Source organism: Thermodesulfitimonas sp. (assembly GCF_052743955.1).
This window is the reverse complement of the sequence record NZ_JBRAIN010000025.1, coordinates 5,161-19,272: the sequence shown is the minus strand read 5'-3', so window position 1 is coordinate 19,272 and position 14,112 is coordinate 5,161. Positions and strand designations below refer to the sequence as shown.

At 55.8% G+C, this 14,112-nt stretch carries 20 protein-coding genes; 18 read left to right on the top strand and 2 right to left on the bottom strand.

Going from position 1 to position 14,112, the window contains the following annotated elements:
• On the bottom strand, positions 1-634 hold a 634-nt coding region (locus tag ACUVTA_RS03430; protein ID WP_445951583.1), incomplete at its 3' end, for a DNA polymerase III subunit beta.
• A 196-nt stretch (positions 635-830) separates the two neighbouring features.
• Positions 831-2,162: a chromosomal replication initiator protein DnaA gene (gene dnaA / locus ACUVTA_RS03425; protein WP_445951582.1), complete on the bottom strand. Its 1,332-nt coding sequence runs from the start codon at positions 2,160-2,162 to the stop codon at positions 831-833.
• Between the two features lie 298 nt (positions 2,163-2,460).
• Here dnaA and rpmH point away from each other — a divergent pair, with 298 nt between their 5' ends.
• The 18 genes from rpmH (at position 2,461) to rpsR (ending at position 14,091) form a co-directional block, all read left to right on the top strand.
• Positions 2,461-2,595: a 50S ribosomal protein L34 gene (gene rpmH / locus ACUVTA_RS03420; RefSeq protein ID WP_123930099.1), complete on the top strand. Its 135-nt coding sequence runs from the start codon at positions 2,461-2,463 to the stop codon at positions 2,593-2,595.
• A gap of 14 nt (positions 2,596-2,609) precedes the next feature.
• A complete protein-coding gene (gene rnpA, locus ACUVTA_RS03415; protein WP_445951581.1) occupies positions 2,610-2,960 on the top strand; it encodes a ribonuclease P protein component in 351 nt (116 codons plus the stop codon).
• Positions 2,961-3,191 (top strand): membrane protein insertion efficiency factor YidD, encoded by a 231-nt coding sequence (gene yidD, locus ACUVTA_RS03410; protein WP_445951580.1) that lies wholly within the window; start codon positions 2,961-2,963, stop codon positions 3,189-3,191.
• 4 nt (positions 3,192-3,195) lie between these two features.
• On the top strand, positions 3,196-3,897 hold the full coding sequence (locus ACUVTA_RS03405; RefSeq protein WP_445951579.1) for a YidC/Oxa1 family membrane protein insertase: 702 nt from the start codon (positions 3,196-3,198) through the stop codon (positions 3,895-3,897).
• Positions 3,881-4,501, top strand: a complete 621-nt coding sequence (jag, locus tag ACUVTA_RS03400) for an RNA-binding cell elongation regulator Jag/EloR (RefSeq protein WP_445951578.1) — start codon at positions 3,881-3,883, stop codon at positions 4,499-4,501. Before ACUVTA_RS03405 ends, jag begins: the two co-directional genes overlap by 17 nt.
• 3 nt (positions 4,502-4,504) lie before the next feature.
• Positions 4,505-5,899, top strand: coding sequence for a tRNA uridine-5-carboxymethylaminomethyl(34) synthesis GTPase MnmE (gene mnmE / locus ACUVTA_RS03395; RefSeq protein ID WP_445951577.1), 1,395 nt, complete (start codon positions 4,505-4,507; stop codon positions 5,897-5,899).
• 1 nt (position 5,900) lies between these two features.
• On the top strand, positions 5,901-7,781 hold the full coding sequence (gene mnmG / locus ACUVTA_RS03390) for a tRNA uridine-5-carboxymethylaminomethyl(34) synthesis enzyme MnmG (protein WP_445951576.1): 1,881 nt from the start codon (positions 5,901-5,903) through the stop codon (positions 7,779-7,781).
• Positions 7,782-7,798: 17 nt separating this feature from the next.
• The gene (gene rsmG, locus ACUVTA_RS03385) at positions 7,799-8,494 is read left to right on the top strand and encodes a 16S rRNA (guanine(527)-N(7))-methyltransferase RsmG (protein ID WP_445951575.1); all 696 of its coding nucleotides are present in this window, start codon (positions 7,799-7,801) and stop codon (positions 8,492-8,494) included.
• Positions 8,495-8,580: 86 nt separating this feature from the next.
• Complete coding sequence (locus tag ACUVTA_RS03380) at positions 8,581-9,345, top strand: ParA family protein (protein ID WP_445951574.1); 765 nt, start codon at positions 8,581-8,583, stop codon at positions 9,343-9,345.
• Positions 9,338-10,207 carry a ParB/RepB/Spo0J family partition protein gene (locus ACUVTA_RS03375; protein WP_445951573.1) on the top strand — a complete coding sequence of 290 codons (870 nt, stop codon included), beginning with the start codon at positions 9,338-9,340 and terminating at the stop codon, positions 10,205-10,207. The genes ACUVTA_RS03380 and ACUVTA_RS03375 overlap by 8 nt, the downstream gene beginning before the upstream one ends.
• 2 nt (positions 10,208-10,209) lie before the next feature.
• Positions 10,210-10,545 (top strand): hypothetical protein, encoded by a 336-nt coding sequence (locus tag ACUVTA_RS03370; RefSeq protein WP_445951572.1) that lies wholly within the window; start codon positions 10,210-10,212, stop codon positions 10,543-10,545.
• Positions 10,546-10,644: 99 nt separating this feature from the next.
• Positions 10,645-11,121, top strand: a complete 477-nt coding sequence (locus tag ACUVTA_RS03365) for a DUF4446 family protein (RefSeq protein WP_445951571.1) — start codon at positions 10,645-10,647, stop codon at positions 11,119-11,121.
• A gap of 58 nt (positions 11,122-11,179) precedes the next feature.
• The gene (locus ACUVTA_RS03360) at positions 11,180-11,821 is read left to right on the top strand and encodes a phosphoribosyltransferase (RefSeq protein WP_445951570.1); all 642 of its coding nucleotides are present in this window, start codon (positions 11,180-11,182) and stop codon (positions 11,819-11,821) included.
• A gap of 233 nt (positions 11,822-12,054) precedes the next feature.
• A complete protein-coding gene (locus tag ACUVTA_RS03355) occupies positions 12,055-12,759 on the top strand; it encodes a CvpA family protein (RefSeq protein WP_445951569.1) in 705 nt (234 codons plus the stop codon).
• The gene (locus ACUVTA_RS03350; RefSeq protein WP_445951568.1) at positions 12,759-12,965 is read left to right on the top strand and encodes a DUF951 domain-containing protein; all 207 of its coding nucleotides are present in this window, start codon (positions 12,759-12,761) and stop codon (positions 12,963-12,965) included. Before ACUVTA_RS03355 ends, ACUVTA_RS03350 begins: the two co-directional genes overlap by 1 nt.
• A 155-nt stretch (positions 12,966-13,120) precedes the next feature.
• On the top strand, positions 13,121-13,405 hold the full coding sequence (gene rpsF, locus ACUVTA_RS03345) for a 30S ribosomal protein S6 (protein ID WP_445951567.1): 285 nt from the start codon (positions 13,121-13,123) through the stop codon (positions 13,403-13,405).
• A gap of 11 nt (positions 13,406-13,416) precedes the next feature.
• Complete coding sequence (locus ACUVTA_RS03340; RefSeq protein ID WP_445951566.1) at positions 13,417-13,842, top strand: single-stranded DNA-binding protein; 426 nt, start codon at positions 13,417-13,419, stop codon at positions 13,840-13,842.
• Positions 13,843-13,857: 15 nt separating this feature from the next.
• Positions 13,858-14,091, top strand: coding sequence for a 30S ribosomal protein S18 (gene rpsR / locus ACUVTA_RS03335; protein WP_445951565.1), 234 nt, complete (start codon positions 13,858-13,860; stop codon positions 14,089-14,091).
• Positions 14,092-14,112: the final 21 nt, after the last annotated feature.

Sequence of the window (14,112 nt, the reverse complement as noted above, 5' to 3'; positions counted from 1 at the left end):
CGCTTCCACCTGTCTGCGTAAGTACCCGCTCGACCTCACGCAGTGCCTTGGCCGGAATGAGACTTTCCGTTACACCTTGCCCCCTTGCCGCCATTTCGTACACAGCAAGGCGGTGCCCATCCGTTGCTGCCAAGGTAAGTATTCCATCGATAACCTGAACCTGAACGCCAGTAAAGACCGGGCGAAGCTCATCCTTACCCGCTGCGTAAAGAACAGCCCGGAGGGCGTCGCGAAAGTCTGCTCCTAGTTCTAACACCTCCGTGGCTTCCGCCTGGTCACCTAGGAGGGGGAATTCCTCCGGTAAGAACGCCGCTAGCTGCACTTCGCCACCTTTATAAGTGAGAATGACGTTCGGGCCAGTCGCTTCGATTTCAACATCGCTATCGCTTATTCGTCTAACGATCTCCGCTAGCTGGCGCGCAGGGATTGCCGCTTCGCCTTCCCGGTATACTCCTCCTGCTGGCGCAGAGCAGCGGATTATAAACTCTAGATCGCTACCAGTTACCTCCACTTTACCGTCCGCAGCCCGGACCAGAAGGGCAGTAGCAACCGGAAGCGGGCTACGGGAAGGCACGGCCCGGAGAGCTGTATTGATAGCGGTAAGAAAGTTTTCTTTTGTTATCCTAAAGTGCAACGGTGGCACCTCCCACGTTTGTATGTTGGTCCCTGTTAGTGGTCGCTTTTAGGGCGCTTGTCCTTAGGTTTATAAGGCTATGTACTACCCTCGTAGTCATAAGTAATAGTGGGTGTTAATATGTTGATATCGTCTCCGGTACGCTGGCCGAAGGAGATCAGCCTTGTGGATGACTCTTTCTTTAATTTTTATTTTTTTAGGTAAGGTTTTTGATCTGGTTGGTGATATCGGTTATGATACGCTGCAATGCTAAGTCAGCCTGGAGTTCAGTCGTAATCTTTTCGTAAGCGTGCAGAACGGTAGTATGGTCTCGGCCCCCAAAGCACTCGCCGATTTTGGGTAGGGAGAGATCCGTGAGTTCGCGACAAAGATACATAGCGATCTGGCGCGGGTAGGCCACAGCCCGGTTCCTTTTTTTAGTTTTAAGGTCTTCGGGCCGGAGATTGTAATATTTGGCGACCACTTCCTGAATGAGTTCAGCGGTTATCGGGCGCGGCTGGGAGAGTTTAAAGACATCTTTTAGTGCTGTAGCTGCTGTTTCCAGTGTTATAGGGCTGGTGGTGAGAGCCGCATAAGCTACAATTCGGGTAAAAGCGCCCTCAAGTTCCCGAATGTTCGACTGGATCTTGTCAGCAATGTAGAGCAATGTTTCGTCGGGCACGTCGATGTTTTCCAATTGCGCCTTTTTGCGAAGGATAGCAACGCGGGTCTCTAAATCCGGCGGTTGGATATCAGAGATGAGACCCCACTCGAACCGCGACCGGAGACGGTCTTCAAGGGTAGGAATCTCTTTTGGCGGCCGGTCGCTGGATATGACGATCTGACGGGAAGATTCGTACAGGGTGTTAAAAGTGTGGAAAAATTCCTCCTGGGTTCGCTCTTTTCCCGCCAGGAACTGGATGTCGTCGATAAGTAGAACATCAACGTTGCGGTATTTCTCCCGAAACTTTACCGTTTCGTTGAGCCGCAGGGCGTCAATTAGCTCGTTAGTAAATTTCTCCGTAGTAACGTAGAAGACCCGGAGGTGTGGTTCTTTGGTGGTAATATGGTGGCCGATGGCGTGCATAAGGTGAGTTTTTCCCAGACCTACACCGCCGTAGATAAAGAGGGGGTTATAAGCACGGGCAGGTGCCTCGGCGACGGCGAGCGCAGCAGCGTGGGCAAAACGGTTGGAGTTGCCAACGACGAAATTAGCAAAGGTATATTTAGGATTAAGGTGAGTTCCCGAGTACGAAGGTTCGGGGCGTAGGCGTGCGGCTACGTAGGAATCGATCTCCTCGGGAAGGATGAACTGGACCACGAGTTCCTTGCCAAGTGCGCTGCTTAGTGCTTCTTTCAGGAGGGGAGCGTAGCGCTGGGTCAGCCAATCACGAGAAAAAGTATTGGGAGCAGCGACATAAAGGGTGTTATCGTTAAACGAAACGGGCTCGAGGGGTTTAAGCCAGTGCTCGAAGGAGTGTTTAGCGACGACCTTTTCAAGGTTAAGCATAATTTGGCCCCATACTTGTTTAATTTCGGGGTTAAGCACGCGTCTCCCTCCGGAAAAGGTTTTCAGTTGCTAACAGACGCATCCACAGGGTTATACACACCATGTGGATAAACAGGAAAGTTAGCTTAGAGAAAGTTAGCTTAGAGAACTAAGAATATCCTTTTTAGTTTTATCCTATCAAAGGAGGGATAGATTATCAACAAGGGATTTCGGGAGGGGTGGTGGGAGATAGTCGCTGCCGGGCTCCCGCTTGACCGCCAGGAAGTGGTAGGGTATAATTTTGGTGTACTTTTTCGGTAGCTGCTGTTTTTTTATATTGATTCGGGGGTGGCGTAAAGTGAAGCGGACTTACCAGCCGAAGGTGAGAAGGCGAAAGCGGGAGCATGGCTTCCTGAAGAGGATGCGGAGCCGAAGCGGACGCAACGTTATTAAAAGACGCCGCCTGAAGGGAAGAAAAAGGTTAACAGCGTAAGTGAGGCGGCGCTTTTGATCTTGGCGGCGCAGGGGCAAAGTAAGGCGCGCGCAGGCCGACTGGGTAAGCGGGAGTTTGCACGTATTTTCCGCCAGGGGAAGCGAGCGGCGGTGGGAGCGGTGGTTGTTTACCGGGTGGCGAGTGGCGGTGGCGGGCCTCGCGTTGGGGTAGCAGTTAGCCGTAAGGTAGGCGGGGCCGTGCGACGCAACAGGATCCGGCGTCTCCTGCGGGAGGTTTTTCGGCGCAACCGGGAGTGGTTTGCGGCGGGTTACGACTATATACTGTTAGGCAGAGAAAGCGCAACGAGAGAAAGATATGCGACCATTGCCGAGCAAGTAAAGGAAGTCTTAAGGAGGCTATCTTAGATGGTTGTCAAGCGGCTTGTGGTTCTATTGATTCGCGCATATCAAGTTATGCTCTCACCCTTAATCCCACCCCGGTGTCGTTTTTACCCTACGTGCTCACAATACGCGCTGGAGGCGATAGAACGGCACGGCGTGCTGGACGGGGGGCTGTTAGCGCTTAGGCGCTTTGGACGTTGCCATCCGTTTGGACGTGGTGGTTATGACCCGGTGCCGCGCAATTTGAGGAGGTAAAACTTTGCACGGTTTTTTTGCGGGCCTCGTCGACGGTATGACCCTTTTGTTGAACTGGCTTTACGGGGTAACGGCAGCTATAGGAATTCCTAACTATGGCTTAGCGATTATCCTGCTAACTGTATTGGTAAAGGGTGTGCTTTACCCGCTTAACTACAAACAGATGCACTCGATGCTAGCTATGCAGCGGCTCCAACCGCGGCTGAAGGAAATTCAGGAAAAGTACCGCAAGGACCCACAGAAGTTGCAGCAAAAGGTAATGGAGCTTTATCAGGAACACGGTATTAACCCGATGTCGGGTTGTTTACCGCTGCTTATCCAGCTGCCGATTCTGATTGCGTTGTACCGCTCCTTGCTGAATCTCTTTAGCCACCCGGGCGCGGAGAATCTTCACTTTCTGTGGATTAGCAACTTAGCTCACAAAGGAATTAGTAGCCCGACGGACATCATTCTGCCACTGCTAGCGGGAGCGACTACCTACTGGCAGATGAAGATCACACCGCAGGGCGCTGGGCAACAAGAGATGCAACGGGTAATGGCACTCACGATGCCTCTGTTCATTATGTGGATTACCACTACCCTCCCGGCAGGCCTAGGGTTATACTGGGTTGTTTATAACATCCTCACGATAATCCAGCAGTATATGATGAACCGGCGGCTCTTCGCACGGGAAAAGGAGGCTGTAGAGGGTGAGGGAAGTCGTTAAGAGCGGGAAGACGGTGGAGGAAGCCGTAGCACAAGCGTTAGCAACACTCGGAGCGAGGCGGGATGAAGTTACGGTAGAGGTTTTGAGTGAGCCAACGCAGGGGGTTCTGGGTTTCATAGGCGCAAAGCCCGCGGTAGTGCGGGTGATAATCCAGGAGGGGGCCGGAAGCAGGGCTGCGGCACTGGTTCAGAGCATTCTTAGTGCGTTGGGGTTGAATGGTCAAGTCAACGTACGGGAGGATGCAGAGGCGATCGAGATAGAGATTACAGGTGAAAAATTAGGTGTGCTTATCGGACGGCGGGGAGAGACGTTAAACGCCTTGCAGTACTTGGTTGCCTTGGCGGTTAACCGGGGTGAGGAAGAGAAAAAGCGGGTTTTCGTCGATGTGGGCGGCTACAGAAAAAAGCGGGACGAAACGCTGCGGGCGCTGGCGCTGAAGCTTGCCGAAAAAGTAAAGCGGCGGGGGCGGAGCATCGTCCTGGAACCGATGAGCCCGCACGAACGAAGGATTATCCATATGACGCTGCGCGAGCGGGACGATATTTATACGTTCAGTGAGGGGGAGGAACCTTTTCGGAAGATCGTGATCTCGCCGCGGAAGTAGCTGGTGAGTTTGGTGCAAGGGGATACGATTGCGGCGATCGCAACGCCTCTCGGGGAGGGAGGCGTTGGCATTGTAAAGGTAAGCGGGCCGGACGCGATAGCGATCGCGCGGCGGGTCTTCCGGCCTAAGAAAAACCATAACTGGGTAGAGGGACCGGCGTATCGCCTGGTGTACGGACACGTGGTTGATCCGGAAACCGGGGCGGTAATCGATGAGGTCCTTCTTTCTTTTATGCGGGCACCATACAGCTATACGACCGAGGACGTTGTGGAGTTTAATTGCCATGGTGGTTTTATAGCGGTTCAACAGGTGCTAGAGGTGGTACTGCAGGCAGGGGCGCGATTGGCCGAGCCGGGGGAGTTTACGCAGCGGGCTTTCCTAGGAGGCCGGATCGATCTGTGCCAGGCGGAGGCGGTGCTCGATGTGATTCGCGCCGCGACGGTGGAGGGGCTCCGGGTAGCACAGGCCCAGTTGGGGGGCCGGCTTACAGCAGCGGTACGGAAGTTGCGGCGGGAGGCGCTGGAGTTGCTAGCCGTGGTGGAAGCAGGGATTGACTTTCCAGATGATGTTCCCGGCCCGCCGCCGGCGGAGATCCTCGAGCGGGTTGAAGAACTTTTAAAACAGGGAGAGACACTGCTAAGAAACGCTGCGGCAGGTGCCGTTTACCGGGATGGCGTGGTAACGGTGCTCGCCGGGAAGGCGAACGTCGGAAAATCGTCGTTGTTGAATGCGCTGGTAGGTCGTCAGAGAGCGATTGTAAGCGCGGTACCGGGAACAACGCGTGATATTATCGAGGAGGTTATTAACGTTAGAGGTATTCCCCTGCGCGTGCTCGATACGGCTGGTATCCGCGACGCAGTGGAGGAAGTGGAAAAGATCGGTGTGGAACGGGCAAGGGAGGCGTTGGGGGCGGCGCAGTTGGTTATTGTGGTCTTAGACGCCGTAGCCGGAATCACTGCTGAGGACGTAGCGGTTTTTAGGGCGTGCGACGGACGGGAACGGGTGGTCGTAGTGAACAAGGTCGATGTAGCCGGCAGAGGGACGATAACCCGGGCGGAGGTGGAGGCACTAGCAGGAGAAGTCCCGGTAGTGTATGTTTCGGCGGTGACTGGTGAGGGGCTGGCAGAGCTAGGAGACACGATTGCAGCGAAGGTCTTTGGCGGGCGGGTACTACGGCCGGATGAGGTAGTGGTCAGCCGGGTAAGGCACAAGGAGGCGCTACGGCGGTTCGTAGCGGCGCTGGCTGCGGTCCGGGACGGGGTAACGGCGGGTCTACCGGAAGACGTAGTAAGTCTCGATCTGCGCAGGGCGGTAGATGCACTGGGTGAAATCACGGGTGAAACCGTGGGCGAAGATGTTGTCGAGCGTATCTTTCGGGATTTCTGCGTGGGGAAGTGAGGTGTCCGGGGTGTATACGGTGGGTGAATACGATGTGGTAGTAGTTGGTGCGGGACATGCTGGCTGCGAAGCGGCCTTGGCAGCAGCGCGGATGGGGGCGCGGACGCTGCTGCTGACGCTCAATCGGGATTTGGTGGCGCAGATGCCCTGTAACCCAGCGATAGGCGGACCGGCGAAGGGTCACTTGGTCCGGGAGATTGATGCTCTGGGAGGGGAAATGGCTCTAAATACGGACCGGGCGGCGATCCAGATCAGGGTACTAAATACGGGTAAAGGCCCCGCGGTTAGAGCGCTGCGGGCGCAGACGGATAAGGAGATATACCGGCGGGAGATGCTTCGGGTGTTGGAACGGGAAGCGCTCCTGGTGTTGCGGCAGGCACGCGTGGAACGGATTGTTTTGGCAGGGGGCCGGGTACGGGGTGTGCTCGCGGAGACAGGAGCGTTTTTCGGCTGCCGGGCGTTAGTGGTTACCACGGGTACCTACCTACGGTCGCGGATTGTGGTTGGGGATACGGCTTACGTAGGTGCGCCTAACGGGCAACTACCGGCGGTTGGTCTTGCGGAGAGCCTGAAGGAGCTTGGACTAACACTAGGGCGGTTTAAAACGGGCACGTCGCCGCGCGTAGCGCGCCGGAGCATCGATTTTAGCAAGATGATACCGCAGTACGGCGACCCCGGGAAGCAAACCTTTTCTTTCCTAGGAGAGCGACAGGTGAAGGAACAGGAGCCCTGCTGGCTGACCTATACGACACCGGAGACACACCGGATCATTCGGGAGAACCTGCACCGCGCGCCTCTCTTCGCGGGGGTAATCGAAGGCCGGGGACCGCGCTACTGCCCGTCGATTGAGACGAAAGTAGTCCAGTTCGGGCGGGAGCGGCACCAGGTTTTCATAGAACCGGAGGGTTGGAACTCGGGCGAGATGTATATTCAGGGGCTGAGCACAAGTTTGCCAGAGGACGTACAGATAGCTATGGTGCATAGTGTGCCAGGGCTCGGGAACGCGGTGATTACACGGATTGGCTACGCGATCGAGTACGATTACGTGGATCCGCAACAGCTCTGCCCGACCCTCATGGTCAAAAATATCCCGGGGCTTTTCCTGGCGGGCCAGATTAACGGGACCTCGGGGTACGAGGAGGCGGCGGCCCAGGGACTCGTTGCCGGGATTAACGCGGTGCTTTTCCTGCGCGAGGAAGAGCCCCTGGTAATTGGTCGGGATGAAGGCTATATCGGGGTGTTAATCGATGACCTGGTAACCAAGGGTACGGAAGAGCCGTATCGGTTGTTGACGGCGCGGGCAGAATACCGGCTGCTGTTGCGTCAGGATAATGCTGATCTGAGGCTTACCGAGAAGGGGCGACGTGTCGGGCTGGTGAATAACGAGCGCTACGACCGGTACATGCGGCGCCGGGAAGCGATCGAGCGTGAGGTTGCGAGGCTCCGCGAGGTGGTAGTGCCACGGGAGGTTGCGGGTGCGCTGCTAGGGGATAAGGGAGGGCGAGCGCTGGAAAGGAGCTACCGGGCGGCCGAACTGTTGCGGCGGCCGGAGATTGGTTATCAGGACCTGGTGGCGGCGGGGATACTTGGCGGTGGGGTAGCGCCCGATGTGGCGGCGGAGGCGGAGAACCAGATTAAGTACGAAGGGTATATCCGCCAACAGGTGGCGGAGGTGGCGCGTTTCCGGAAGATGGAGGAGAAAAGGATCCCGGCCGATATAGATTATGACCGGATTGGTGGGCTTTCGAACGAGGCTAAGGAGAAGCTGAAAGCCATAAAGCCGCTTTCTGTCGGGCAAGCGGCGCGGATCAGCGGGGTTTCGAGCAGCGATATCGCAGCACTCTTGATCTATCTAAAACGCGTAAAGGAATCGGATAAGTAGTGGCTTTTACGCCTGCATTGCGGAGCGGTTTAGCGACACTAGGAATTAAACTCGAAGCGGGTGCAGAGGGTTTATTTCTGGAATTTTTTGGTTTATTAACCGAGGCGGGCGCGTACCTAAATCTTACGGCGATTCGCGAACCGGACGAGGCCGCGGTGAAACATTTTGTTGATTCGTTGGCGCTTCTGCGGTGGGTTTGCCTAAGGGAAAGCGACCGGTTGCTCGATTTAGGGAGCGGCGCCGGCTTTCCAGGTATACCGTTGGCGGTGGCAGTACCTGACTGCCGCGTTTTTCTTCTGGAGGCAGTGCGGAAAAAGTGCTTGTTTCTCGAAAGTGCAGTTAGGCAGCTGGGGCTAAAAAACGCTACGGTGTTGTGTGGCCGGGCAGAGGAATACGGGCATCTGCCAGAGTACCGGGAACAGTTTGGTTGGGTAGTAGCGCGGGGCGTCGCGCCCTTGCGGGAGTTGGCGGAGTACGCGCTTCCCTTCGTGGGTGTGGGGGGATATTTTATAGCGTATAAGGGGCCGCGAGGGGTAGCAGAAATGGAAGCGGCGCAGGGGGCGCTGGAACTGCTTGGGGGCCGGGTAGAGAAAACGGCAACGTACAGCCTCCCCAGGGGGGAGCAGCGGGTGCTGGTGTTTGTCCGGAAGGAAAAGCCTACCCCGGCAGAATTTCCGCGGCGGGCGGGCGTGGCGCGGAAGCGGCCGCTTTAATTATTTAGGAGGAGTTTATTGGTTGATGTTGAATTTGTAAGGCAAAAAGAGGTTATTTAAGCATCTAAGGAAGGCAGGCGAGAAGGTTGAGCAGGGTAATCGCAATCGCCAACCAAAAGGGGGGCGTGGCGAAAACGACTACAGCCGTAAACCTCGGTGCCTGCCTTGCTATACTGGGGCGAAAAACCCTTGTGGTTGATACTGACCCGCAGGGAAACGCGTCGAGCGGGCTGGGGGTTAACCCCGCGAAGGTGTCGCAATCGCTTTACGATGTACTTGTTGGCGGCATGTCGCTCCGCGAGGCGATCGTGCGGTGCCCCTGGGTTGAAGAATTGGATGTGGTTCCGGCGAACCTGAGCCTTGCTGGAGCAGAAGTGGAGTTGGTTGGTGTTGCGGGCCGAGAAAGCGTGTTAGCGCGGGCGTTGGGGGAGGTGACGAACGATTATGCCTTCATTTTAATCGATTGCCCCCCTTCGCTCGGGTTGTTGACGCTTAACGCGCTAACGGCGGCCGATTCGGTGATTATTCCGATCCAATGCGAGTATTACGCGCTTGAAGGGGTGGGTCACCTGCTGAATACGATTCAGTTAGTGAAAAGACGACTCAACCCGCGCCTGGAAATCGAAGGGGTTTTGTTAACGATGTTTAACGGGCGGACTAATCTCTCAATCCAAGTAGCGGACGAAGTAAAGAAGCATTTTCGGCAGAAGGTGTACCGCACCGTCATCCCGCGTAACGTGCGGTTAAGCGAGGCACCAAGCTATGGCATGCCGGTAGTAGTATACGACCCGCGGAGCCGGGGTGCCGAGGTTTACATGGAGCTGGCAAAGGAAGTGGTGGGCGGTGAGTAAGGTAAGGGGTCTCGGGAGGGGTCTAGACGCACTCATTCCGGTGGTGGCCGGCGCGGGCGAGGAGCTACGGGAGATCGAGATCGAAAAGATCCGGCCCAATCCGCGCCAGGCGCGAGAGGTCTGGGACGAGGAGGGACTCCGCGAACTGGCGGCGTCAATCCGGGAACATGGTTTGTTGCAACCAGTGGTGGTGCGCCCAGTAGGCGACGGCTACGAAATAGTAGCCGGGGAAAGGCGTTGGCGGGCGTGCCGGATGTTGGGTTGGGAGAGGATTCTGGCGCTAGTACGCAGCTACGACGACGAACAGACAGCCGTGGCTCTCTTGGTTGAAAACCTCCAGCGTGCCGACTTAAATCCACTTGAGGAAGCGGCTGCCTACCGGCGGCTGATGGAGGAGTTCGGGTTGACTCAGGAGGATGTTGCCCGCCGGGTAGGTAAAAGCAGGGCGGCGGTGGGAAACACGTTACGGTTACTGGCGTTGCCAGCGGGGGTAGTAGCGCTGTTGCGGCGGGGCGAATTAAGTGCGGGGCACGCGCGGGCCCTATTAACTTTGGGCGATGCGGGGCAGCAAGAGGAGTTAGCGCAGCAAGTGGTAGCAAAGGGACTGTCCGTGCGGGAAGTAGAGGAACTTGTGCGGCGGGAGCAGGAGGTGGCAGTAACAAAGGAAAGGACACGCAGGAGCGCGGTCGTGGAAGAAGGGTTAGCGGCAGCAGTGGCGCAAATCGGGGCGAAATTGCAGGCAAAGGCAACGCTGCGACCGCTGCGGCGGGGGTGGCGGGTGGAAATCAGTTTTAGAGAGCGCGAGGACCTGGTTCGCTTTATCGAAAAGGTCTGCGGACAAAAAGTTTCACGTGAAACTTAACGGTGAAACAGATTGCTATGGATGCGTTTACTAGAGGCCTCATTCTTGGCCTCCTAATCGGCGAAGGCCATTTTGGCGGTGACGGGCGTCAGCCGCACATAACTTTGCGCATGCACATCCGGCACGAAAAGCTTTTTAGCTGGCTTGTTACAACTGTTCCGGGTTCCCGCCTTTACGGCCCGTATAACCACGGGGGGCGCGTCTACTACCAGTGGATGGTGCGCGGGGCGCCGCTGCGGGAATTTTTATTGCGACTTGACCCCGATATCTTGGCGACCCTCGATCCGCCAACGTATGAACGTCTGCAGAAAATGAGGCGTGATTACGGGTTAGATTAAGAGTGCTTACCGGCACCTTCGGGTATCGGTTGCAGGTCTTGCTGTCGTTCTAAATTGTCGGAGGTGGCCAAACTACAAGTGATTACTGGAGATTTTTTCTTGCGCTACGCTGTGTATATTATCGGTGCGGCAGCCTTTCTTGGTCTTCTCTCCTGCGCTCTGGCTATCGGTGCCCTTTTAAAGCTTGCTAGCCTTCACCGTGCCAACCGCCTGCTTTTGCGGCTATCCCGCGATCCGGCATTTATCACCAATATTGAAGAACTTGTTGCCGGTCTTGAAAACCTCTCCCGCCGGGTAGATGTTTTGAGTAGCGAACAGGAACAACTTGGTCGCCTGCTGCGAAAGTGTACCCGAACTCCCGTTCTTAAGCGTTTTACGGCCTTTCCGGATGTCGGTGGCGATCTCAGTTTTAGTCTTGCTCTGCTCGATGGAGAAGGTGACGGTGTAATCCTAACCAGTCTGTACGGCCGCGAAGAGTCTAGAACTTACGCCAAGCAGGTAACAGCCGGAACCGCAGGTAACCGCGTCTCGGCCGAGGAAGAGGAGGTACTTCAGGCGGCGCGTCAACACGGCTAAAACTTGTGCTGTATCGAGGGCCTCTTTGCTGATCATGATAAGCTTGGAGGGGTTAAAAATGTTTGCCGACCGTGTAGATGCCGGCCGCCGTCTGGCCGCCCGCCTCGGCGGCAGGAAATATGAGAATGGGCTTGTCGTAGCCATCCCCCGTGGCGGGATTGTTGTCGGCGCAGAGATTGCTCGGGCCCTCCACCTCCCGCTCGACATCATCATCCCTCGTAAGATTGGTGCTCCTCATAATCCGGAACTGGCTATTGGGGCGGTCACTCAAGACGGCACCGCCATTTTTAATGAAGAGTTGCTACGCCACTTTTACCTCCCTGAAGCGGTTAAGGAGCAGTTGGTTGCTGCGGCTGTAGCCGAAACTATGCGTCGGCTACAGCTTTACCGCCGCGGACAGCCCCAACCCTCTTGGCGAGACCGGACGATAATTCTTACCGATGACGGGATTGCCACCGGCTATACGGTGCTGGCGGCGCTCCGCTCATTGCAACGGGCGGGGCCCCAAAAAATCATCCTCGCGGTACCCGTTGCGCCGCCGGATACCATAGAGATGCTTGAACCGGAAGTGGACGAACTCGTCTGTCTTCTCGTGCCGGAAGTTTTTCTTGCTGTTGGCCAATTCTATTACCATTTCGACCAGACGAGCGACGAAGAGGTAATTGCTTTTCTGGACGAACTCGGGCCGAAATCAGGGTAGCTATACTTTGCTACACTTTTATGTATGGTTGTATATATGATTTTGGGATTTATATTCATTGCCAGCCACTCCGGAAAATATGCCCGCCAGACCGGCAGTTCCTAACCAGAAAAAAGGATTCGCCTAACGCACAGCGAAGTTGTTGATTTAAAAGTACGGTAGCGTCGGTCCAGGTTAGCCGTAAAGGCTTCTCTAAGGAGCCCCGGTCAAGGAAGGGTAAAGGATGGGGTGCTATGAACTGGCTTGACCTCGTACTTCTATTCATTCTGGCGGCGGCAGCTTACCGGGGCCTGAAAACGGGTCTTTTGCTAGGCTGCGTACGTCTTGGCGGGATGGTGGTCGCTTATTTCGTCGCCGTAACGTACCACCAAGCCTTTGCCGCCTTTCTGGAGGCCGAATGGCATCTTACCGACCTATTGGCCGCGTGGCTCGGCCAGTTTATCCTGTCCGGGATGAGCGTGGTTTGGGCTGGGGGTGGGCAGGTTGCGGCGCCGGCTACCGTTATTCTGTCGGGCACCACAACTCTTACGGGAACTGGTCCCGGGCTACCAACGGGGCCAAGTTTATATCCGCTAGCGCAGGGCATCATCGGTACAGTATGCTTTTTCAGCCTCTTTATTCTTACCGAGCGCCTTTGGTATTTTGTTGGTAGTCGGCTGACTTTTTTCCGCCGCTGGTTCCTTTTCCTCCCGTTGGACCGTTTAGGTGGACTTATATTAGGTGCCACCTGGGGTTTTTTGAGTGGGGCGGTACTGGTCCTCCTTCTCCTTCACACAGCCGAATTTTACCGTATCTTTAAAGGCCCAGAAAACTTTCTGGGCCGCACGCTCGCCACCTCGGCCCTTATTCCTTACTATAAAAGGTTGTTGAGGGTAATAGCGACGCTCCTACCCGCTTCTTGGCAACATCTGGTAAAAAACGGTACTAAGGTGATCTGATGTTGTTTATTCTACGCGTCGGTGATCGGGTTCGGCTTCGAAAACAACACCCCTGTGGCAGTGATACTTGGGAGATCCTCCGGACCGGTGTTGACGTCCGCTTGAGGTGTTGCGGGTGTGGCCGTATTATTTTGATGCCGCGGGAAAAATTGCTCCGCAACCTCAGGGGCGGTAAACCTTTTAACGGGACGGCGCAAGGCGTCTGACGCTGCGGTTGCGGTTAATTAGGCCTTCGGGGAAAAGGCTTGCCACCACCTGACGCCTATGGTAAAATAAGACCGCTTCCGCTACAATAAAAGACAGTAGCTCCCTGCCCCGCGTCTTATAGCGGGGCCGTTTGAGACCGAAGGGAGGTGAAGTGGTGCGGCAGTACGAGACTATGTACGTTTTACGGCTGGGGCTCGACGAAGAGGCGACGGAGACCGTAATTAACCGGTTTAAGTCGATCGTTGAAGAGAACGGTGGCGCCGTCGACCAGATCGACCGGTGGGGTAAGCGCCGTCTTGCGTACAAGATTGATAAAGAACGCGACGGTTACTACGTGGTGATGCGTTTCAAGGCTGAGCCGCCAGTGGCGAAAGAGCTTGACCGCGTCCTCAAGATCTCGGGCGATGTGCTCCGCCACATCATCATTCGCGAAGACTAGGTGGCGGGATAATGCTGAACCGGATTATTTTAATCGGCCGTCTGGTCCGCGACCCGGAGCTCCGCTATACGCCCAGCGGTACGGCAGTTGCGGGCTTTACAATTGCGGTGGACCGGCCTTTTAGCGGGAGGCAGGGCGAGCGCCAAACAGATTTTATCGATATCGTGGTCTGGCAGAAACAGGCTGAGGTTTGTCACCGAAACCTATCCAAGGGGCGGCTGGTTGCCGTTGAAGGACGGTTACAGATTCGTTCTTATGAAGATAACCAGGGTATTCGACGTAAGGCTGCTGAGGTGGTAGCGGATACGGTCCGGTTTCTAGACCGGCCGCGCGAGGGAGAAAAACCTCCGGAAGGTACTACCCCGACCCAGGATGGAGAATTCCCAGAACCGTTCGGACAGGTTGTTGATTTTTCCGAAGACGATATCCCGTTTTAAAGAGGAGGTTGGGCGATGAAGCGAGAGCGGGGGCGTAACCGGCGGAAGAAGCGTATCTGTAGCTTCTGCATGGAGAAGGTACCGGTGGTGGATTATAAAGACGTAGCCCGGCTAAAAAAATATATCACCGAGCGCGGCAAGATCCTGCCACGCCGGATTTCCGGTAACTGCGCGCACCACCAGCGTATGCTGACGGTGGCGATAAAGCGCGCGCGCATTATGGCGCTGCTTCCCTTTGTAAGCGAGTAGATAGGAATTACCCCTTCGGTG